This is a genomic window from Mycolicibacterium mageritense (assembly GCF_010727475.1).
GTDB lineage: Bacteria > Actinomycetota > Actinomycetes > Mycobacteriales > Mycobacteriaceae > Mycobacterium > Mycobacterium mageritense.
Map to the genome: position 1 here is coordinate 3385981 of NZ_AP022567.1, position 18825 is coordinate 3404805.

Annotated in this window: 18 protein-coding genes; 14 read left to right on the forward strand and 4 right to left on the reverse strand. The window is 68.8% G+C overall.

The features are described 5' to 3' along the window. Positions 1–289: 289 nt before the first annotated feature. Genes G6N67_RS16180 through G6N67_RS16220 form a run of 9 tightly spaced genes read left to right on the forward strand, consistent with a single transcriptional unit; the run spans position 290 to position 9620 of the window. Positions 290–1858 (forward strand): ABC transporter substrate-binding protein, encoded by a 1569-nt coding sequence (locus tag G6N67_RS16180; RefSeq protein WP_036432001.1) that lies wholly within the window; start codon positions 290–292, stop codon positions 1856–1858. A 16-nt stretch (positions 1859–1874) separates the two neighbouring features. Next, a complete protein-coding gene (locus G6N67_RS16185) occupies positions 1875–2804 on the forward strand; it encodes an ABC transporter permease (RefSeq protein WP_036432003.1) in 930 nt (309 codons plus the stop codon). Between the two features lie 12 nt (positions 2805–2816). Next, entirely contained in the window at positions 2817–3809 is a 993-nt protein-coding gene (locus G6N67_RS16190) for an ABC transporter permease (RefSeq protein ID WP_036432005.1), read from the forward strand. A 5-nt stretch (positions 3810–3814) separates the two neighbouring features. Continuing rightward, entirely contained in the window at positions 3815–4819 is a 1005-nt protein-coding gene (locus G6N67_RS16195) for an ABC transporter ATP-binding protein (protein WP_179976864.1), read from the forward strand. Beyond that, positions 4812–5786, forward strand: coding sequence for an ABC transporter ATP-binding protein (locus G6N67_RS16200; RefSeq protein WP_036432010.1), 975 nt, complete (start codon positions 4812–4814; stop codon positions 5784–5786). The genes G6N67_RS16195 and G6N67_RS16200 overlap by 8 nt, the downstream gene beginning before the upstream one ends. After that, complete coding sequence (locus tag G6N67_RS16205; protein ID WP_036432012.1) at positions 5783–6505, forward strand: sulfite exporter TauE/SafE family protein; 723 nt, start codon at positions 5783–5785, stop codon at positions 6503–6505. Before G6N67_RS16200 ends, G6N67_RS16205 begins: the two co-directional genes overlap by 4 nt. After that, positions 6506–7282: an IclR family transcriptional regulator gene (locus G6N67_RS16210; RefSeq protein ID WP_036432015.1), complete on the forward strand. Its 777-nt coding sequence runs from the start codon at positions 6506–6508 to the stop codon at positions 7280–7282. Positions 7283–7293: 11 nt separating this feature from the next. Further along, positions 7294–8643: an enolase C-terminal domain-like protein gene (locus tag G6N67_RS16215; protein WP_036435341.1), complete on the forward strand. Its 1350-nt coding sequence runs from the start codon at positions 7294–7296 to the stop codon at positions 8641–8643. Between the two features lie 2 nt (positions 8644–8645). Continuing rightward, positions 8646–9620: a 2-hydroxyacid dehydrogenase gene (locus G6N67_RS16220; RefSeq protein WP_036432018.1), complete on the forward strand. Its 975-nt coding sequence runs from the start codon at positions 8646–8648 to the stop codon at positions 9618–9620. A 4-nt stretch (positions 9621–9624) separates the two neighbouring features. On the opposite strand, the gene G6N67_RS16225 is transcribed toward G6N67_RS16220, so the two are convergent. After that, positions 9625–10104 (reverse strand): 2-oxo-4-hydroxy-4-carboxy-5-ureidoimidazoline decarboxylase, encoded by a 480-nt coding sequence (locus G6N67_RS16225; RefSeq protein ID WP_230021661.1) that lies wholly within the window; start codon positions 10102–10104, stop codon positions 9625–9627. 89 nt (positions 10105–10193) lie between these two features. After that, complete coding sequence (locus G6N67_RS16230) at positions 10194–10682, reverse strand: inorganic diphosphatase (RefSeq protein ID WP_036432022.1); 489 nt, start codon at positions 10680–10682, stop codon at positions 10194–10196. A 128-nt stretch (positions 10683–10810) separates the two neighbouring features. Between G6N67_RS16230 and dacB the strand changes: the two genes are divergently transcribed. From dacB to hpt, 4 genes are read left to right on the forward strand one after another with little or no spacing between them, the layout of a single operon-like run. After that, positions 10811–12193, forward strand: a complete 1383-nt coding sequence (gene dacB, locus G6N67_RS16235; RefSeq protein WP_036432023.1) for a D-alanyl-D-alanine carboxypeptidase/D-alanyl-D-alanine endopeptidase — start codon at positions 10811–10813, stop codon at positions 12191–12193. Next, positions 12190–13239: an Rv3626c family coenzyme F420 biosynthesis-associated protein gene (locus G6N67_RS16240; RefSeq protein WP_036435344.1), complete on the forward strand. Its 1050-nt coding sequence runs from the start codon at positions 12190–12192 to the stop codon at positions 13237–13239. Before dacB ends, G6N67_RS16240 begins: the two co-directional genes overlap by 4 nt. After that, positions 13218–14165, forward strand: a complete 948-nt coding sequence (tilS, locus tag G6N67_RS16245) for a tRNA lysidine(34) synthetase TilS (RefSeq protein ID WP_036432026.1) — start codon at positions 13218–13220, stop codon at positions 14163–14165. The genes G6N67_RS16240 and tilS overlap by 22 nt, the downstream gene beginning before the upstream one ends. Positions 14166–14209: 44 nt before the next feature. Beyond that, positions 14210–14791, forward strand: a complete 582-nt coding sequence (hpt, locus tag G6N67_RS16250) for a hypoxanthine phosphoribosyltransferase (protein ID WP_036435347.1) — start codon at positions 14210–14212, stop codon at positions 14789–14791. 4 nt (positions 14792–14795) lie between these two features. Here the strand turns inward: hpt and G6N67_RS16255 are convergent, their stop codons facing one another. Both G6N67_RS16255 and G6N67_RS16260 read right to left on the reverse strand, forming a co-directional pair. Continuing rightward, positions 14796–15521, reverse strand: coding sequence for an SIMPL domain-containing protein (locus G6N67_RS16255; RefSeq protein ID WP_036432027.1), 726 nt, complete (start codon positions 15519–15521; stop codon positions 14796–14798). Positions 15522–15556: 35 nt separating this feature from the next. After that, positions 15557–17275 carry a helix-turn-helix domain-containing protein gene (locus G6N67_RS16260; RefSeq protein ID WP_142242402.1) on the reverse strand — a complete coding sequence of 573 codons (1719 nt, stop codon included), beginning with the start codon at positions 17273–17275 and terminating at the stop codon, positions 15557–15559. A 91-nt stretch (positions 17276–17366) separates the two neighbouring features. Between G6N67_RS16260 and G6N67_RS16265 the strand changes: the two genes are divergently transcribed. Beyond that, entirely contained in the window at positions 17367–18818 is a 1452-nt protein-coding gene (locus G6N67_RS16265; protein ID WP_229479365.1) for an aldehyde dehydrogenase, read from the forward strand. Positions 18819–18825: the final 7 nt, after the last annotated feature.

The window sequence follows — 18825 nt, forward strand, 5'->3', positions numbered from 1 at the left end:
GTAGGCGTGCCTGCAAATACCCGTCCAACACGGAAATAGCATGGGTTAATACGCAAGCCGCATAATTACCGGCGCGGCGGTGCGTTCGCCGCATCGATCGTCTTTCGGCATGGGTAAACGCGCAGGTCAAGCCCCAAATTGTGGTCGCCTTACCCGGCCCAGTAGTCCAGGCATTTTGGCTTTCCCGACCGATTTCGCCGGGTTGACGGTGTTCGGCACAGGTTCTTAGGTTGTGTCTGCGGTCACAGCCAGCATCCACATACGTGGACGTCACACCCTGGAGGATCCAATGAGGCCCGTTCCCCGCCGAACGCAGCGCACGCTGGCCGTCCTCTCCGCCGCGCTGTGCACCGCGACCGCGGGTTGCACAGTCGCCAACACGGCCCACGGTGGCTACGACCCCAACACGTTGCGGATCGTGCTGCCGCAGGAGCCGCCCACGCTCGAACCGTGCGAGAGCTCGCTGACCTCGACCGGCGTGGTGGTGCGGTCCAACATCACCGAGCCGCTGATCGAACGGGATCCGGGAACCGGTGATCTGCAGCCGCTGCTGGCCACGCAGTGGCGCCAAACCTCGCCGAACCAGTGGACGTTCACCACCCGCCCGGGCGTGACGTTCTCCGACGGCACGCCGTTCACCGCGGCCGACGCGGCCTTCTCCATCGACCGCGCGGTCAACTCCGACCTGCAGTGCAACGTCGACGGCTACGTGTTCGGCGACGACAAACTCGACGTGTCCGCGCCCGACGAGCACACCGTGGTGGTGGGCACCCCCAAGCCCGATCCCATTCTGCCGCTGCGCATCTCGTTCGTGGAGATCGTGCCGAAAACCACCAGCATGGCCGCGAAGGTCCGCGAACCGATCGGCACCGGCCCCTATGCGATCGAGAAATGGGACTACGGCCAGAAGCTCGTGCTGCACCGCAACGAGACGTACTGGGGCACCAAGCCGGACTTCGCCCGCGCCGAATACCAGTGGCGCAGTGAGGGAAGCGTGCGTGCCGCGATGGTAGTCAACGACGAAGCCGACATCGGCACCTCAGTCGGGCCGGAGGACGGCGCCGAAGAACTCGGCGTGCCGTTCCCCAACAACGAGACCACCGCACTGCGGATCACGGCCACCGAGGCACCGCTGAACGACATCCGGATCCGCCACGCGATCAACTACTCGGTCAACCGCACCGGCATCGTCAAGGCACTCTTCCGTGGTCTCGGCGAACCCGCTTCGCAGCTGATCCCCGAAGGCGTCGTCGGCTACAACAAGGATCTCCCGCTGTGGCCCTACGATCCCGACAAGGCCAAGCACCTGGTCGACGAGGCCAGGGCAGACGGCGTGCCGGTCGACCGCCAGATCCGGTTGATCGGGCGGAACAGCCAGTTCCCCAAGGTCACCGAGACCGTCGAGGTGATCCAGAACGAGCTGGCCAAGATCGGCCTCAACGTCAAGATCGAGATGATGGACACCGCGGCACAGCTGCAGTACCAGCTGCAGCCGTTCCCGGCCAACGCCGGGCCGTTCATCGCGCTGATCATGCACGGCAACCAGGCCGGTGACGCGGCGTTCAGCGTCGACCAGTACATGCGCAGCGACGGCGCGCAGAGTGCATACGGCACACCGGCTTTCGACGCGAAAATCGAGCAGGCCGGCGAACTGACGGGCCAGCAGCGCCAGGGCGCGTACGCCAAGGTGTTCGCCGACGAACCCAGCGAGATCGGCCAGTTCGCCTACATCGCCCATATGACCGGCGTGCTCGCGAAATCCCCGCGGGTCGACTACCAGCCCAACTCGGCAACCGGTGACGAGATGCGGCTGTCCCAGATGACATTCGCCGGCACCGAGTCCTCCGACAAGCAGTGACGGGAAGGCCCCAGCGATGTTCCCATTCCTCCGGCGCCGGATGTACACGAGCGCCCTGCCGTTGATCATCGTGCTGCTGGGTGTGTTCCTGCTGGCCCGGCTGACCGGTGACCCCACCAACCTGTACCTGCCGGAATCGGCGACCGCCGAACAGCGCGCCGAGTTCGCCGCATCGCACGGATTCGACGCTCCGCTGCTCACCCAGATGGCCGACTACTTCCGGGGCGTCATCCACCTCGACTTCGGCACGTCGCTGCGCACCGGGGAATCGGCGTCCGAGATGGCGCTGCGCGCTTTCCCGGCCACGCTTCAACTGGCCTTCACCACAATGATTCTGGCGATCATCGGCGCCGTGATCATCGGTTGCTGGGCGGCGTACCGGCCGAACTCGTTGGCCGACCGCTTCTCCAGCCTGCTGTCGATGACAGCGGCCTCCATCCCGGACTTCTGGTTCGCGATCACCGGGGTGTGGCTTTTCGCGGTGCTGCTGGGCTGGCTGCCGACCTCGGGTGTGGACAGCGGTGTGCTGTCCTGGATCCTGCCGGTCGCGACCCTGATGATCCGTCCGCTCGGCGTGCTCACCCAGGTGGTGCGCGGCGCCATGGTCTCGGCACTGTCCGCGCCCTACATCCGGCTCGCCCGGAGCAAGGGCGCAGGCGACCTGCGGGTGGTCAGCCATCACGCCCTGCGCAACGCGGCCGCACCCGCTCTGACGGTGGCAGGCGATCTCGCGGTCGGCCTGATCAACGGTGCGGTGGTGGTCGAGGCCATCTTCGGCTGGCCCGGCATCGGCAAGCTCATGATCGACGCGATCCTGCAACGCGACTTCGCGGTGCTCCAGGCGGCCGTACTGCTCACGGCCGTCAGCATTTTCGTCCTCAACATCGTCATCGACGCCTGCTACGCGCTACTCGACGCGCGGGTGCGGGAACCGGCCAGGGTTTAGGAGATCACCGACATGAGCACGCAGATCGACCTGATTCCGGCCAAACCCACGACGGCGATCATCGGTGAGGCCGAAACCGCCACCGGCAAGCGGCGCGATCGCGGGGTATGGCTCCGGATGCTGGGCAACGACCGGGTCGCGGCCGCCGCGGCCGTGGTGCTTGGCCTGGTCTTCCTGACCGCGATCGTCGGTCCCATGCTGGTCGGCGATCTCGCCACCGACATCGACCTGGACAACTCCAATCAGGCGCCGTTCACGCTCGCGCACGGCTGGGCCAACGTGCTCGGCACGGACCCGCTGGGGCGCAGCATGCTGGCGCGGCTCATCGTCGCGAGCCGCACCACACTGTCGGTAGCCGTTCCGGCCGTGGTGATCTCGGCCGTGGTCGGCTCGGTGATCGGCATGTGGGCCGGCTACCACCGGGGCTGGCGCGAGACCGTGGCCATGCGGGTGGCCGACGTCATCATGAGCTTCCCGTCGCTCCTGCTGGCCGTGGTGGTGCTGTATGTGTTCTCGCCCAGCGCGGCCAATATCGTGCTGGTGCTGGCCATCACGCGCATCCCGGTCTACCTGCGCACCGCCCGCGCCGAGTCCGCCGAGCTGCAGAGCCGTGTGTTCGTCGACGCGGCCCGCACGTTCGGGGCGGGTGCGACGTCGATCATCATGCGCCACGTCGTGCCGATCGTGCTGCCGACGCTGCTGACGGTCGCGACCCTCGACTTCTGCTACGTCATGCTCGCGGAGAGTTCGCTGAGCTTCCTGGGCATCGGCATCCAGCCGCCTGACATCAGCTGGGGCCTCATGGTTTCCCAGGGCCGCACGTATCTCCACACCGCGTGGTGGCTGTCGTTCTTCCCCGGCCTGGCCATCGTGATCACCACGGTGTCGGCGACGATCCTCGCCGCGTGGGCCCGCATCGCGACCGACCCGGGCCAGCGCTGGCGGCTCACCGTGCCCCAGAACCGCTTGTCCCGCTTCGCCAAGACCGGAAAGGCCCTCTCATGACCACGATGGTGGACCAGGCCGCCCTGCAGGTGGAGGGCATGTGCGTCGACATCCGCACCATCACCGGCACCGTCCGCGCGGTCGACAACGTGAGCTTCTCGGCGCACCGCGGCGAAACCCTCGCCCTGCTGGGCGAATCCGGCTGCGGCAAGTCCATGACCGCGACCGCGCTTGTCGGCCTGCTCGAGCCGGTGGCCAGGGTGTCGGCCGGTTCGGCCAGGCTCGGCGACGTCGAACTGTTCAGCGCCGACCGCAAGAAGCGCCGCGAGATCGCGGGCACCGAACTGGCCATCGTGTTCCAGGACGCGCTCACGGCCCTCAATCCGCTCTACACCGTGGGAACCCAACTGGCCGAGCCGTTCCGGATCCACCAGGGCATGAGCGCCAAGGACGCCAAACGCAAGGCTGTCGAACTCATGGCTCGCGTCGGGATCCCGCAGCCCGAGTCGCGGCTCAACTCGTACCCGCATCAGTTCTCCGGCGGTATGCGCCAGCGCCTACTGATCGCGATGGCGGTCGCGCTCAACCCCAGCGTGCTGATCGCCGACGAACCCACCACAGCGCTCGACGTCACGGTGCAGGCCCAGATCATGGCCCTGCTGCGGGATCTGCGCACCGAGTACCACATGGCCGTCGTGCTCATCACGCACGACCTGGCACTGGTGGCCGAGGAGGCCGACCGGGTCGCCGTGATGTACGCCGGGCAGATCGTCGAGACCGGGCCGGTGTCAGAGGTTTTCAGTGACCCCAGGCACCCGTACACCAAAGGGCTGCTGAGTTCGGTGCCCGTGCACGCGGTGCGCGGCGAGACCCTCAAGTCGATCGGCGGCTCGCCACCGGACCTGCACTCGATCCCGGCCGGCTGCGTGTACCAGGCGCGGTGCCCGCTGGCCCGGGAGATCTGCACCACCACTCGGCCCGAGCTGCGCGGCGACGGCCGGCGCAGTGCTTGCCATTTCCCGGAGGAAACTGCGGTCCGCACGCGAGGAGGAGAAATTGCAGATGTCTGAGCAACTGCTAGAGGTCCGTGGCCTGCGCAAGTCATTCCGGGTGGGCAAGAACCGGCTCACCGCGCTCGACGGCATCGACCTCGACCTGGCCCGGGGTGAAACGTTGGGTCTGGTGGGGGAGTCTGGTTGCGGAAAGTCCACGCTCGCACGCACATTGATGATGCTAGAACGTCCCGATGCGGGGTCGGTGACCTTCGACGGCATCGATCCCTTCAGCCTGCGCGGCAAGGAGCTCTTGAAGTTCCGCCGCCGCGTGCAGATGGTGTTCCAGGATCCCTACGCGTCGCTGAACTCCCGGATGACGGCGGGCGACATCATCTCCGAGCCCTGGCGCACCCACAAGACCCTGTACCCGAATCGTAAGGACCGCGAGCTGCGCATGCGTGGGCTGCTCGACATGGTCGGGCTCGGTGCCAAGGCGGCCGACAAGTATCCGCAGGAATTCTCCGGCGGCCAGCGCCAGCGCATCGGCATCGCCAGGGCCCTGGCGCTGGACCCCGATGTCATCATCTGCGACGAACCCGTTTCGGCGCTGGACCTTTCGGTGCAGGCGCAGGTACTCAACCTGCTCAACGATCTGCAACAGGAACTGAAGATCTCCTACCTCTTCATATCGCACGACCTTTCGGTGGTGCGGCACGTGGCGGACCGTGTGACGGTGATGTACCTGGGCCGCATGATCGAAAGCGGCCGCACCGAGGACGTGTACCGCAGCCCCGCGCATCCCTACACCGCGGCGCTGATGTCGGCGGCACCGAAACTGGACGCCGCGGACCGCGGCGACCGCATCCTGCTGAGCGGCGAGGTACCGTCACCGCTGAATCCGCCCTCGGGCTGCCGGTTCCGAACGCGATGCTGGCAGGCGACCGAGATCTGCGCGACGCACGAGCCCGCCGCGCACGACGACTCGGGGCATGTCGCCGAATGCCACCATCCCCTGCAGCCGGCCGTGCCGGTCTCGGCGTGAGCGCCGCCGGCTATGTGATCATCGCCGTGGCGATCCTGCTCGGCTCGTGTCTGCAGGCGTCGATCGGTTTCGGCCTCGGCATGCTGGCGGCACCGATCGTCGCCGTGGTGGATCCGAGCCTGATTCCCGGCACGCTCATCATGCTGGCCACCGCCGTCACGTTGTTGGTCGTCGTGCGGGAACGGGAGGCCATCGACCTGGCCGGAACCGGATGGGCACTGGCAGGGCGGGTTCCGGGCACCGTCGCGGGCGCGCTGCTGCTCGTGGTGCTGCCCGAACGGGCGTTGGCCTACGTGCTGGCCGCCGTGGTGCTCGGGGGCGTGGCGCTCACCAGTTTCGGGTGGATGCCGACGCCCCACCGGCGCAACCTGGTGCTGGCCGGCGCCACGTCAGGTGTGTTGGGCACCGCGACATCGATCGGCGGGCCACCGATGGCGCTGGTGTGGCAAAACAGCAGCGGCGCGAAGCTGCGCGGCACCATGAGCGGGTTCTTCCTGGTCGGGTCGGTGCTGTCGATCGTGCTGTTGGCCGTGACCGGCGCCATCGACCACCGTACCGTGGTGGTCTTCGGGATGCTGATCCCCGTCGTTATCGCCGGATACCTGTTGTCCCGCTTGGTCAATCGGCATCTGGACCGGAAACGGCAACGGTGGGCCGCGATCGTGATCTCGGCGCTCGGCGCGGTGGTGCTGATCGTCCGTCAGTTGGTTGGAGGGTGAATGACGAAGGTGAAGTCGGCGGTCCGCACCGTTGAACTGCTGGAGTACCTGGCGGCGCGGCCTGACCAACCGACGCGGGTGCGGGAAATCTGTGCGGCCCTGCAGATGCCGCGCAGCTCGGCCCATGCCCTGTTGCGCACACTCGTGGACCAGGGCTGGGTGCGGTCCGACGAGGCGGGCACCGAGTACAGCATCGGCATCCGGGCGCTGCTGGTCGGCACCAGCTATCTCGATGCCGACCCGTACCTGCCGATGATCACGCCGTTCCTCGACGATCTGCGTGGCCAGCTCGACGAGACGTTCCACCTGGCCCGGCTGGACGGTGACGACGTGGTGTACCTGGCCACCCGCGAACCCCGGCAATACGTGCGCACGAGCAACAAGGTCGGGCGCCGGCTGCCCGCCTACACGACCGCGCTGGGAAAAGCCTTGCTGGCCGAGCGGTTCGGTGCCGAGCTCGACGCGCACATCCCCGCGGCGCTGCCCGCGTTGACCGCACGCACCATCACCGATCGGGCAACGCTCGAGCGGGCGCTCGAGGAGGCCCGGGTCCGGGGCTACGCCACGGACAACGAGGAGAACACCGTCGGCATCAAGTGTTTCGCTGTCGCGCTGCGCTACCGGAATCCGGCATCGGACGCCATCAGCGCATCGGTCCCGCTCGAACGGCTCACCCCGGACCGGGAGCGGGAGATCGTCGAGGCGCTGCGCCTGGTGTGCGACAAGGTTTCGCGCGTGGTGCGGCCGGTGGCCAACGGGGACAAGTGGTTCGCATGAACAGGAGCATCATGAACGCCGAAACATCCATACCGGTCGTGACCGGCATGACCGTGATCCCCATCGCGGGTCACGACAGCATGCTGCTCAACCTCAGCGGCGCGCACGGGCCGTACTTCACCCGTAACCTGGTGGTCCTCACCGACTCCGACGGCAACACCGGCGTCGGGGAAGTGCCCGGCGGTGAGCCGATCCGCCGCACGCTCGACGATGCCCGTGCGCTCGTCGAAGGCCGGTCGATCGGCACCTACCACGCGATCCTGGCCGGCATCCGGCGCGAGTTCGCCGACCGCGACAGTGCGGGCCGGGGCGCGCAGACCTTCGATCTCCGGGTCATGATCCACGCGGTCACCGCGGTCGAGTCAGCCCTGCTCGACCTGCTCGGCAAGCATCTGGGGGTACCGGTCGCAGCGCTGTTGGGCGACGGCCGGCAGCGGGATCGCGTGCAGGCGCTGGGTTATCTGTTCTTCGTCGGCGACCGCAACCGCACCGATCTGCCATACCTGTCCGCCGCCGACGAACCCGCGGATGCCGACGACTGGCTGCGGATCCGCCACGACGAGGCGCTCTCGCCCGAGGCAGTGGTCCGGTTGGCCGAGGCCGCCCGCGCCCGCTACGGCTTCGAGGATTTCAAGCTCAAGGGCGGCGTCCTGCCCGCCGCGGACGAGGCCAAGGCCGTCACCGCGCTCGCCGAACGGTTCCCCGACGCACGAATCACCCTGGACCCCAACGGTGGCTGGCTGCTGGCCGACGCCATCCAGACCTGCCGCGGCCTCACCGATGTGCTCGCCTACGCCGAGGATCCGGTCGGGCCAGAGGGTACCTTCTCGGGCCGGGAGGTGATGGCCGAGTTCAAGCGGGCCACCGGCCTGCCGACCGCTACCAACATGATCGCGACCGACTGGCGCGAGATGGGCCACGCCATCCGCTCGGGCGCCGTCGACATCCCGCTGGCCGACCCGCATTTCTGGACCATGAGCGGCTCGGTGCGGGTCGCACAGCTGTGCGATGCCTGGGGCCTGACGTGGGGATCGCACTCCAACAACCACTTCGACGTTTCGCTGGCCATGTTCACCCACGTCGCGGCAGCGGCGCCGGGCCACATCACCGCGATCGACACCCACTGGATCTGGCAGGACGGCCAGCGCATCACCAAGCAGCCGTTCCGCATCGTCGACGGGTACCTCGATGTGCCCACCACGCCGGGGCTCGGTGTGGAACTCGACGACGACCGCGTGGCCGCGGCCCACGAGCTGTATCTGTCCAAGGGCCTCGGTGCGCGCGACGACGCCGCGGCCATGCAGTACCTGATCCCCGGGTGGACGTTCGACGGCAAACGGCCGGCGCTGCAGAGGGATTGATGATGAAGATCGTGATCGCTGACTCGAATCTGGTGCCGCACCGCGCACAGCTCGAGGCCGGTTTGCCGGACGCGGTGGACGTCAGCTGGTTCCTGCCGGGCGACGGCGCGATCCTCGACGAGCTGGCCGACGCCGAGGTCTTCGTGGGCAGCCGGTTTCCCGCCGAGCTGGCGGCGGCCGCTCCGCGGCTGCGCTTGATCCACGTCAACGGCGCGGGCACCGACCGGGTCGACTTCTCGGCGTTGCGGCCGGAAACCCAGGTGGCCAACACATTCCATCACGAACAGTCGATCGCCGAGTACGTCGCATCGGCAGCGGTGATGCTGCGGCGCGATCTGCCCGCGCAGGACCGTGCGCTGCGAGCCGGCCGGTGGGCGTCGTCGATGTACGACCGGTCGATCCCGCAACCCGGTTCACTGCACGGCGCGAGGGTCGGGTTCGTCGGATTCGGGCACATCGGGCGGTGCAGCTGGAAGCTGCTGCGCGCCTTCGGCGCAGAAGGCGCCGCCGTCACCGGCAGCGGCCGAATCGACGCGGCCACCGAAGGGCTCGGCTGGGCCGGCGACACCGGCAGGCTCGACCGGTTGATGGCCGAATCGGACGTCGTGGTGGTGTGCGCGCCGCTCACCGAACGCACGGTCGGCATGATCGGCGCCGCTCAACTCCGGGCCCTCGGCGAGACGGGTGTGCTGATCAACGTCGGTCGCGGCCCGCTGGTGGTGGAAACGGCGCTCTACGAAGCGCTTTCGACGGGGGTGATCGCGGCCGCCGCGATCGACGTGTGGTACAGCTACCCGGACGCGACCGGCTACGGAAGTCCCGCGGAATGCCCCTTCCACACGCTGCCGAACGTCTTGATGACGCCGCATGTCTCGGGCGTCACCGCGAACACGTTCGCGGGCCGCGCCGCCGACATCGCGGCGAACATCGGCAGGCTCGTGCGGGGCGAGCCGCTGTGCAACGTCGTGGCGCGCTGAGCGGTCACCAGTTGTAGAAGCCGCCCTCGGGGCCCAGCATGCGCTCCAACCGCACGCGGTTGATGCGGGCCATCTCGTTGCGCACGATCTTGCGTTCGGTCTCGTCGTCGTTGTGCATCCGGTCGGCGAGCACGGCAAGGATCTCGTCGGCGCGGCAGTCGGCCGTGCACATGATGAAGCCGAACCCGAACCGGTCGCTGTACCGGGTAACCGCGGTGGCCAGTTCTGCCTGCACATCAGGTCTGCGCTCCCAGCACCGCCCGATCGTGTAGGCCTGCAGGATGCCGTCGATCGAGTCCTCACACAGGCCAAACAACAACGCGTCGGCCTGCCGGAACAGCGCGTCATGCGTGTCGTACGGCCGCGCGCGGGCGATATCGGCGGCCAGCGGAACGCTGTAGCAGCATTCGTAGACCGCGTGGACGGCGCGTCGCATCGGCAATGCGTTGTACGCCTCAAGCCCCATGCCCTGATGCATCAACACACGGCAATCATCGAAGTTGCATAGGACAGCGGCGTTACCGCGTGTTACAGCGACGCTAAAAGATCAGTGGCTTTCGATCGGCTCGCCGATCAGTGACCTTCGGTCTTGAACCGGTCGATCGAGCGCTGCAGTTCGGCCTCGGCCTCTTCGCGGCCCACCCAGTCGGCGGTCTTGACGAACTTGCCGGGCTCCAGATCCTTGTAGTGCACGAAGAAGTGCTTGATCGCGTCGAGCTCGAACTGCGACACGTCGCCGACGTCCTGGATGTGGTCCCAGCGGGGGTCGCCCGCGGGCACGCACAGCAGCTTGTCGTCGCCGCCGGCCTCGTCGGTCATCTTGAACATCGCCACCGGGCGCGCCTCGACCGTGCAGCCCGGAAACACCGACTCGGGCAGCAGCACCAGCGCGTCGAGCGGGTCGCCGTCCTCGCCGAGGGTGTTCTCGAAGAACCCGTAATCGGCCGGGTAACCCATCGGGGTGTAGAGGTAGCGGTCGAGCTTCACCCGGCCGGTCTCGTGATCCACCTCATACTTGTTGCGCGAACCCTTCGGGATCTCGATGACGACGTCGAACTCCACCGTCGTGGCTCCTTCGCATTGCGGTTTCAGTCAGAGGTCGTCGGACGACGACGCGGGTCAACCTTAATTGAGCGATAGGCTGGCGCGGCGGGGTGGCTGGTCCCCCGCCGGTCGAGAGCAGGAGAACTATGCGGCCCACTCGGTGGCGGCGGTCCACCCATGTGGCGATAGGCGTCGCGGTCATTGTGCTGGTCGCGGGCGTCGTCGCGGTGGCCGCGCTGCTCACCGGGCAGCGGTCCAGCGATGCCGCCGCGATCAAACCCGCGCCCGCGCCTGCCACCGCGCAGCCCGGCATCGTCCCCGTCGACATGTCCGCCCCGACACCCACCGCCGGGGGCCTGGCAGCGGCTCTGGCGCCCGCGCTGGCCGACCCCAACCTCGGTGTGATCACGGGCCGCATCACCGACGCGGACACCGGGGCCCAGCTGTGGGAGCAGAACGCCGACGTGGCCATGCAGCCTGCGTCGGTCAACAAGGTGCTCACCACCGCGGCGGCCCTGCTGACCCTGGACCGCGACGCGACGCTGACCACCACGGTCGTCGCGTCCGAGCAGGAGCCGGGCCTCGTGGTGCTCAAGGGCGGCGGTGACACGACGCTGTCGGCTGCGCCGACCGGCACCGACACCTGGTACAAGGGCGCGGCCCGGATCAGCGACCTGGTCGAGCAGATCAACCAGAGCGGCATCAAGGTCACCGACGTGCAGGTGGACACCGGCGCGTACAGCGGCCCGACGATGGCGCCCGGTTGGGATCCGGCCGACATCGAGGGTGGCGACATCGCACCCATGGAGTCGGTCATGCTCGACGGCGGCCGCACACAGCCGACGACGGTCGAGTCCCGCCGGTCCACCACCCCCGCGCTGGATGCGGGACGCGCACTGGCCGTGGCCCTCAAGGTCGATCCCGACACCGTGACGGTCGTACGGTCATCGGCCACGGGCGGCAAGGAGATCGCCTCAGTACAGTCCGCGCCGCTGATCGAGCGGTTGCGCCAGATGATGAACGAATCCGACAACGTCATGGCCGAGGCCATCGCGCGCGAGGTGGCCGAGAAGCTCAACCTGCCGCAGAGCTTCGACGGCGGTGTGGAAGCCGTGCTGGGCCAGCTCAAGAGTGCCGGCATCGACACGAGCGGCGCCAAGCTCGTCGACTCGTCCGGGCTGTCCGTGGACGACAGGTTGACCGCGCGGACCCTCGACGAGGTCGTCAACGCCGCGGCGGGCAACACCGAACCGCGGCTGCGGCCGCTGGTCGACCTGCTGCCGATCGCGGGCGGCAGCGGCACGCTGTCCAACCGCTACCTCGACACCGACGCGGGCCGCTCGGCCGCGGGCTGGCTGCGGGCCAAGACCGGCTCGCTCACCGGAACCAACGCGCTGGCCGGGATCGTCACGGACCTCAACGGCCGGGTGTTGACGTTCGCGCTCATCTCGAACAACGCCGGTCCGACGGGACGCACGTCGATCGACGCGCTCGCCGCGGTGCTGCGCTCGTGCGGATGTGGCACATGAACAGCTCCGCGAGCTTGACCGCCGGTCGCGCCGTCGACTGGGGTTTCGCCGCGACCGTCGGCGCCAAGCTCGCGCGTCCCGCGCCGGCGGCCACCGAGTACACGCGCCGTCAGGTCGTCGATCAGCTCTTCGAAAGCGCCCGCGCGGCCGAACTGCCCGTCCGCGAGGTCACCGGGCTGGCCGAGGGCGCCGAGGTGCCCGAGGCGCGCGTCGTCGACCGGCCCGAGTGGATCCGTGCGGCCACCCGGTCCATGAAGGTCATGACGGGCGGCGACGACGAGCACAAGCCGGCGTTCATCACCGGTCGCGTCACCGGGGCACAGACCGGTGCGGTGCTGGCTTTCATCTCGTCGGGCATCCTCGGGCAGTACGACCCGTTCGGTCCCAACGGTGGCGAGCTGCTGCTGGTGTACCCCAACGTGATCTCGGTCGAACGCCAATTGCGGGTTTCCCCAGCTGATTTCCGGCTCTGGGTGTGTCTGCACGAGGTCACCCACCGCGTCCAGTTCCGGGCCAACCCGTGGCTCGCCGACCACATGTCGCAGGCGCTGGCAGTGCTCACGCAGGACGCCGGTGAGGACATTCCCGCGGTGGCGGCCCGGCTCGCGCAGTTCGTCCGCGACCAACGCAACGGCGCAGCGCCAGAACCGAACTCGACGGGGATCATCGGTCTCATGCGTGCCGTGCAGGCCGAGCCGCAGCGCCGCGCGCTGGATCAGCTGCTGGTGCTCGGCACGCTTCTGGAAGGCCACGCCGACCATGTCATGGATGCCGTCGGCCCCGCCGTCGTGCCGTCGGTCAGCACCATCCGGCGTCGCTTCGACGAACGCAGGCAACGTAAGCAACCGCCGCTCATGCGGTTGGTGCGGGCCCTGCTGGGCTTCGACGCCAAGCTCAGCCAGTACACCCGCGGCAAGGCCTTCGTCGACAAGGTGGTGGCCGAGGTCGGGATGGCCCGGTTCAACACCGTGTGGACCAACGCTGAAACCTTGCCGCTGCCAAGCGAAATCGACGAACCCCGGCGATGGATCGATCGGGTGCTGTAGCCGCGCTGCAGCGCGCGGTCGCGGCGTTCGAGGTCGACGGTGCCCGCTGGTGTGTCGCGCTGTCCGGTGGCCCGGACTCGCTCGCCCTCACCGCAGTCGCCGCGGAAGTCCGCCCGACCACGGCGCTGATCGTCGACCACGGTCTGCAGACCGGCTCGCGCACCGTCGCCGAAACCGCGCGCCAACAGGCGCTGCGGCTGGGATGCGTTGCCGCGCATGTGCTTGCGGTCGATGTCGGCAGTGCGGGCGGGCCGGAGGCGGCGGCCAGGACCGCGCGGTACGCCGCGCTCGACGCGGCCCGCGACGGTGCTCCGGTCCTGCTGGGCCACACGCTCGACGATCAGGCCGAGACGGTGCTGCTGGGGCTGGGCCGCGGTTCCGGGCCGCGGTCGATCGCCGGGATGCGGCCGCACGACCCACCGTGGCATCGCCCGCTGCTCGGGGTGCGACGCGCAGTCACCCACGCCGCGTGCGCCGAGCTCGGGCTAGCCGCGTGGCAAGATCCGCACAACGCCGACCGGCGGTTCACCCGGACCCGGCTGCGCCTCGAGGTCATGCCGCTGCTGGAGGACGTGCTCGGCGGGGGAGTGGCCGAGGCGCTGAGCCGCACCGCGGGCGCGTTGCGTGAGGACGTCGATGCGCTCGACGGTATGGCGCGCGACGTGCTCGACGGGCTCGCCGGCGAAACCCTGGACACCGAAGCGCTCGCCGAACTGCCCGACGCGCTGCGCCGTCGCGTGATCCGCGGTTGGCTGCTGGCCGGCGGGGCCAGCGGCCTGACCGATGTCCAGATCCGCGGCGTGGACCGGTTGGTCACCGATTGGCGCGGGCAGGGCGGCGTCGCGGTGCCCTCGGCCCTGCGTCGGCAACGGCTCATCGCGGCCCGCCGCGGCGGTGTGCTGGCCCTGCACATCGAGCCGGTGTAGAGGTCGCGTTGGTTCGCGCGGGCCAGTCATGGCACGCTGTGCACGTGGCTGCCGATTCTGCCGAGCTGTATCCGGGGGACATCAAGTCAGTGCTGCTGTCCGAGGAACAGATCCGGACGCGCACGGCCGAACTCGCCGAGATGATCGCCGCGAAATATCGCGACGACCTCGGAACCGACGACCTGTTGCTGGTCACGGTGCTCAAGGGTGCGGTCATGTTCGTCACCGACCTCGCGCGCACCATCCCGCTGCCGACCCAACTGGAATTCATGGCGGTCAGCTCGTACGGCTCGTCCACGTCGTCGTCCGGCGTGGTGCGCATCCTCAAGGATCTCGACCGCGACATCAACGACCGCGACGTGCTGATCGTCGAGGACATCATCGACTCGGGGCTCACGCTGTCGTGGTTGCTGCGCAACCTGGCGACCCGGCACCTGCGGTCGCTGCGGGTCTGCACGCTGCTGCGCAAACCCGAAGCGGTCCGCACCGAACTCGACGTGGAATTCGTGGGCTTCGACATTCCCAACGAGTTCGTCGTCGGCTACGGGCTGGACTTCGCCGAGCGCTACCGCGATCTGCCGTACATCGGCACGCTCGACCCGAAGGTCTACGAACCTCGGCTCTGAGCGGTCAGGTCAGTTCCCAGACGACCGTCACCGAGAAGTTCACGGTCTGCTGGCCCGGCTCGACCGGCACGGACTCCATGGCCATGCGCGGCATCGGGGTGGGCGGTGGCGTCGAGCCCGACTCTTCGGAAATCGAGATCACCTTTCCGAGGTCGAGCCCGGACAGCCCCGCGTACTGCTCGGCCCGGTTCTTGGCGTCGTCGAAGGCCCGGGCCCGTGCGTCGCGCACCAGGTCCGAGTCGTCCTCGATCGAGTAGTTGACCGAGTTGATGCGCGTCGCGTCGCCGCCGGTGTTCGCGATCAGGGCCAGCTTCTGCGATGCCGCACCGAGATCGCGGATCTTGACGTCGATCGCATTGCTGGCCCGGTAGCCTGTCGGCGTGTTGCCGTCGGCGGTGAACTGCGGCTGCACACTGACCTGCGTCGTGCTGATGTCCTTGCGGTCCACACCCGAGCCGACGAGCGCGTCGATCACGGCCTGCTGCCGCTGGCTGGATTGGCTGAGCGCGCCACTGACGTCGGGGGCGAAGAACTCCATCGCGACGTTGGCGGTCAGCGTGTCGGGCGTGCCTGACACCTTGCCCGCCCCCACGACGGTGACCTGGCGGGTCTCGCCGGACCCGCCCGTGGACGGACCCGACGTGGCGTCGCAGGCCGACACCGTGGCGGCCGTCAGTCCCGCGGCCGTGACGGCCAGGATCCGGGTTCGTAAGTTCGCGGGCATCGGCATGCCCGCACCCTACCGTCCGGGTCGGCGTTCGCGGTTCACGTTGCGGCTCCGCGCAATCCCACGGTGCGCACGGTCAGGGCCGTGCTGAAGTGCGCCGCGGCCGCCGGATCGCCCAGGTCGGTCGAGCACAGCTGCTCGATGCGGCGGATCCGCTGCCCGACGGTGTTCGGGTGGATGTGGAGTTCGGTTGCGGTCCTGGCCCGGTCGAGCCGGCAGCGCAGGTACACCGAAAGCGTCTCGAGCAGATCGGTGCGGTGCCTGCGGTCGTAATCCAGCAGCGGCCCGAGGGCACGCTCGGCGAATCCCAGCAGTTGCGCGGGGTCGTCGAGTTGCAGCAGGAGCCCGGCGACGCCCAGGTCGGCCAGCCGCACGACGGTGTTCGCGGAGCCCGCGCCGAGCGCGACGTCGAGGGCGCCCTTGGTCATTCGGTAGGCGTGCGCGTACGACGTAGATCCGGTCTCGTCGAGCGCGACGGTGGTCTTGAGCCGTCGCTGCACCAGAGCCGCGGCGTCGGTAGCGGCACCCGCAGCGGTCGGCCACAGCACCAGCACGTCGCCGCGGTACATCGCGGTCAGCGGGCGTGGCCGGTAGGACCGCAGCGCGTCGGACACGGTCGAAAGCGCCCGCTGACTGTTCTGCCCGGACGGCCCCAATGCGGCCACCATCGTCGCGTGCGGCGCGCTCAGGTCGTGCCCGAGCAGCTCGGCCCGCGACATCAACTGCTGCGACGGTGGCCCACTGTTGGTGAGCAGTTCGACCACCAGGTCGCCGCGCAGCCGGTGTTCGACCTCGACGCCGGTGCGGACCCGCAGCAGTTCGAGCGCGACGACCAGCGACGCGTGTTCGACGGCCCGGATGCCGATCGCGTCCAACGACAGATCCGGCAACCAGATCCGGGCTGCGACGTCGCCGCCGAGCCGCGCCGCAGACACCAGGAAGGCCGTGCCGTCGGAGCCGACGACCCGCACGGGTGTCGACGACGCGTCGACATCGACCGCGGCCCGCACGTCGGGGCCGGGCAGCGCGTCGCTGTCCCCGGTCAGCACCTGGTGATGCGCGTCGTCGATCAGTACCGGACCGCCGACCAGCTCGGCCAGCGCGGTCGCGATGCCGTCGATGCCGCCCGAGCGCAGCGTGACCGCGAGCAGCCGCTGGTGGATCTGCTCCGAGCGGGTCAGCGCGTCGCGCTGCTCGCGCAGCGAAGCCGTGAGGCTGCGCAGCTCGTCGAGCAGCCGGGCCGAGGTCACCGCAATCGCCGCATGGTTGGCCAGCAGTGTGAGCCGTTCGATCTCCTCGGCCGAGAATTCGTGCTCGGGCCGGTAGTAGCCGTTGAGTGTGCCGAGCACCTCGGTGCCCGCGATGAGCGGCACGCACACGATCGCGCGGTAGTCCTGTTCACGCGCGACGCCGCCCCATGGTGCGAACCCTGCCTCGGCCGTGATGTCGGCGATCGCGACCGGTCGGCCGCCGTGGAAGGCCCGGCTGGACGGTGCGGTGCCGTCGAGCCGCACTGCGCGGTCGCTGTTGACCCGGTCGACGTACTCGGCCGACAGCCCGTCCCAGCCGGTGATGAGCAGCCGGTCGCGCGCCGCGTTCGGGATCAGCACGCCGCAGAAGTCGAAACCCAGCAGGTCGCGGGCCGTCGCGGCGACCAGGTTGAGCACGTCGTGCGGGTCGGCCTCGGACGTGGCCGCCGCGCTCAGGGTGCGCAGCGCGGCCAGCCACCGCACCAGCTCGGTGTCCTGGCCTGTCATCGCGCCCCTTATGTTCACGGATACATAGTCAGATGACATCTATGTTATGGAAGACATTGATGTGGGTCACAGTTATGCCGACACTCGTGACATGACTTCACCCGACACCCGAGACATCGTCGATCCCGCGACCGGCGCGGTCATCGCGACAGTGCCCGAGCACGGCCCCGCCGACGTCGACGCAGCGGTGGCCCGCGCACAGGCCGCGTTCGACAGCGGCCCGTGGCCCGCGATGACTCGCAGTGAGCGGGCGAAACTGCTGCTGCGCATCGCCGATGCCATCGAGGAACACTCCGAGCGGCTGTACCGGTTGGAGACCCGCAACAACGGCAGGCCCATAACCGAGACCCGGGCACAGCTGTCCCGCGTACCCGAATGGTTCCGTTACAACGCCGGGCTGCTCGCCGCGCAGCGTTACGCCGTGCTGCCCGGTGACGGGCCGTACCTGACCTATCAGCAGCGGCTGCCGCTCGGCGTGTGCGGCATCATCACGCCGTTCAACCACCCGATGCTGATCCTGGCCCGCAGCCTGTCCGCGGCGCTGGCCAACGGCAACACCGTCGTGGTCAAGCCGTCCGAGCTCACGCCGCTGACCACCCTCGAACTGGCCAGGATCATGGCCGAGGCCGGGTTGCCCGACGGTGTCGTCACTGTCGTCACGGGCGGCCGCGACGCAGGTGTGCGGCTCACCGAACATCCGGAAATCGCCAAGATCACGCTGACCGGCGGCACCGAGGCGGGCCGCTCGGCGGCGGTCGCGACCGCGTCGCGGTTCGCGCGGGTCACGGCCGAGCTCGGCGGTAAGACTCCCGTGATCGTCTTCGGCGACATCGATCCCGTCGTCGCGGCCGAGGGCGCGGCGTTCTCGGCGTTCGTCGCGGCCGGCCAGTCGTGCGTGGCGGGATCACGATTCCTGGTGCACCGCAGCATCTACGACGACTTCGTCACCGCCCTGGCCAAGCGCGCCGCCGCGATCCGCATCGGCGACCCGGCCGACGCGGAAACGCAGCTGGGCCCGCTGATCAGTGCGCGGCAACGCGACAAGGTGCGGGCGCTGATCGCGACCGGCCTCGACGAGGGTGCCCGCGTGGCCGCAGGCGGTGAGCTGCCCGATCTGCCGTCGCCGCTGCGGGACGGATTCTTCCTGCAGCCAACGGTTCTGGCCGACGCCACGATGGACATGACGGTCGCGACGGAGGAGATCTTCGGCCCCGTCACGGTCGTCATCCCGTTCGACGACGAGGCGCAGGCCGTCGCGATGGCCAACGACAACCGGTACGGCCTCGGCGCCGGGGTATGGACCACCGACCTGTCGCGGGCCCACCGCGTGGCGGCCGCCATCGTCGCGGGCATGGTCTGGATCAACGATCACCACCGCCTGGAACCGTCGCTGCCCTGGGGCGGGGTCAAGGAATCCGGAACCGGAAAAGACGCGGGTACAGAGTCTTTCGATGATTTCTCGTGGGTCAAGACCGTGGTGGTGCGCACCGCGGCCGAACCGGTCGACTGGTACGGCAGCCACGACAACGGCCGGCTCAACTGAGAGGCGC

Excerpts from the sequence above, each read along its gene's own strand:
- G6N67_RS16180 (WP_036432001.1), top strand. The coding sequence starts at position 290 with ATGAGGCCCGTTCCCCGCCGAACGCAGCGCACGCTGGCCGTCCTCTCC.
- G6N67_RS16185 (WP_036432003.1), top strand. The coding sequence starts at position 1,875 with ATGTTCCCATTCCTCCGGCGCCGGATGTACACGAGCGCCCTGCCGTTG.
- G6N67_RS16190 (WP_036432005.1), top strand. The coding sequence starts at position 2,817 with ATGAGCACGCAGATCGACCTGATTCCGGCCAAACCCACGACGGCGATC.
- G6N67_RS16195 (WP_179976864.1), top strand. The coding sequence starts at position 3,815 with ATGGTGGACCAGGCCGCCCTGCAGGTGGAGGGCATGTGCGTCGACATC.
- G6N67_RS16200 (WP_036432010.1), top strand. The coding sequence starts at position 4,812 with ATGTCTGAGCAACTGCTAGAGGTCCGTGGCCTGCGCAAGTCATTCCGG.
- G6N67_RS16210 (WP_036432015.1), top strand. The coding sequence starts at position 6,506 with ATGACGAAGGTGAAGTCGGCGGTCCGCACCGTTGAACTGCTGGAGTAC.
- G6N67_RS16215 (WP_036435341.1), top strand. The coding sequence starts at position 7,294 with ATGAACGCCGAAACATCCATACCGGTCGTGACCGGCATGACCGTGATC.
- G6N67_RS16220 (WP_036432018.1), top strand. The coding sequence starts at position 8,646 with ATGAAGATCGTGATCGCTGACTCGAATCTGGTGCCGCACCGCGCACAG.
- dacB (WP_036432023.1), top strand. The coding sequence starts at position 10,811 with ATGCGGCCCACTCGGTGGCGGCGGTCCACCCATGTGGCGATAGGCGTC.
- G6N67_RS16240 (WP_036435344.1), top strand. The coding sequence starts at position 12,190 with ATGAACAGCTCCGCGAGCTTGACCGCCGGTCGCGCCGTCGACTGGGGT.
- tilS (WP_036432026.1), top strand. The coding sequence starts at position 13,218 with ATGGATCGATCGGGTGCTGTAGCCGCGCTGCAGCGCGCGGTCGCGGCG.
- G6N67_RS16255 (WP_036432027.1), bottom strand. The coding sequence starts at position 15,521 with ATGCCGATGCCCGCGAACTTACGAACCCGGATCCTGGCCGTCACGGCC.
- G6N67_RS16260 (WP_142242402.1), bottom strand. The coding sequence starts at position 17,275 with ATGACAGGCCAGGACACCGAGCTGGTGCGGTGGCTGGCCGCGCTGCGC.
- G6N67_RS16265 (WP_229479365.1), top strand. The coding sequence starts at position 17,367 with ATGACTTCACCCGACACCCGAGACATCGTCGATCCCGCGACCGGCGCG.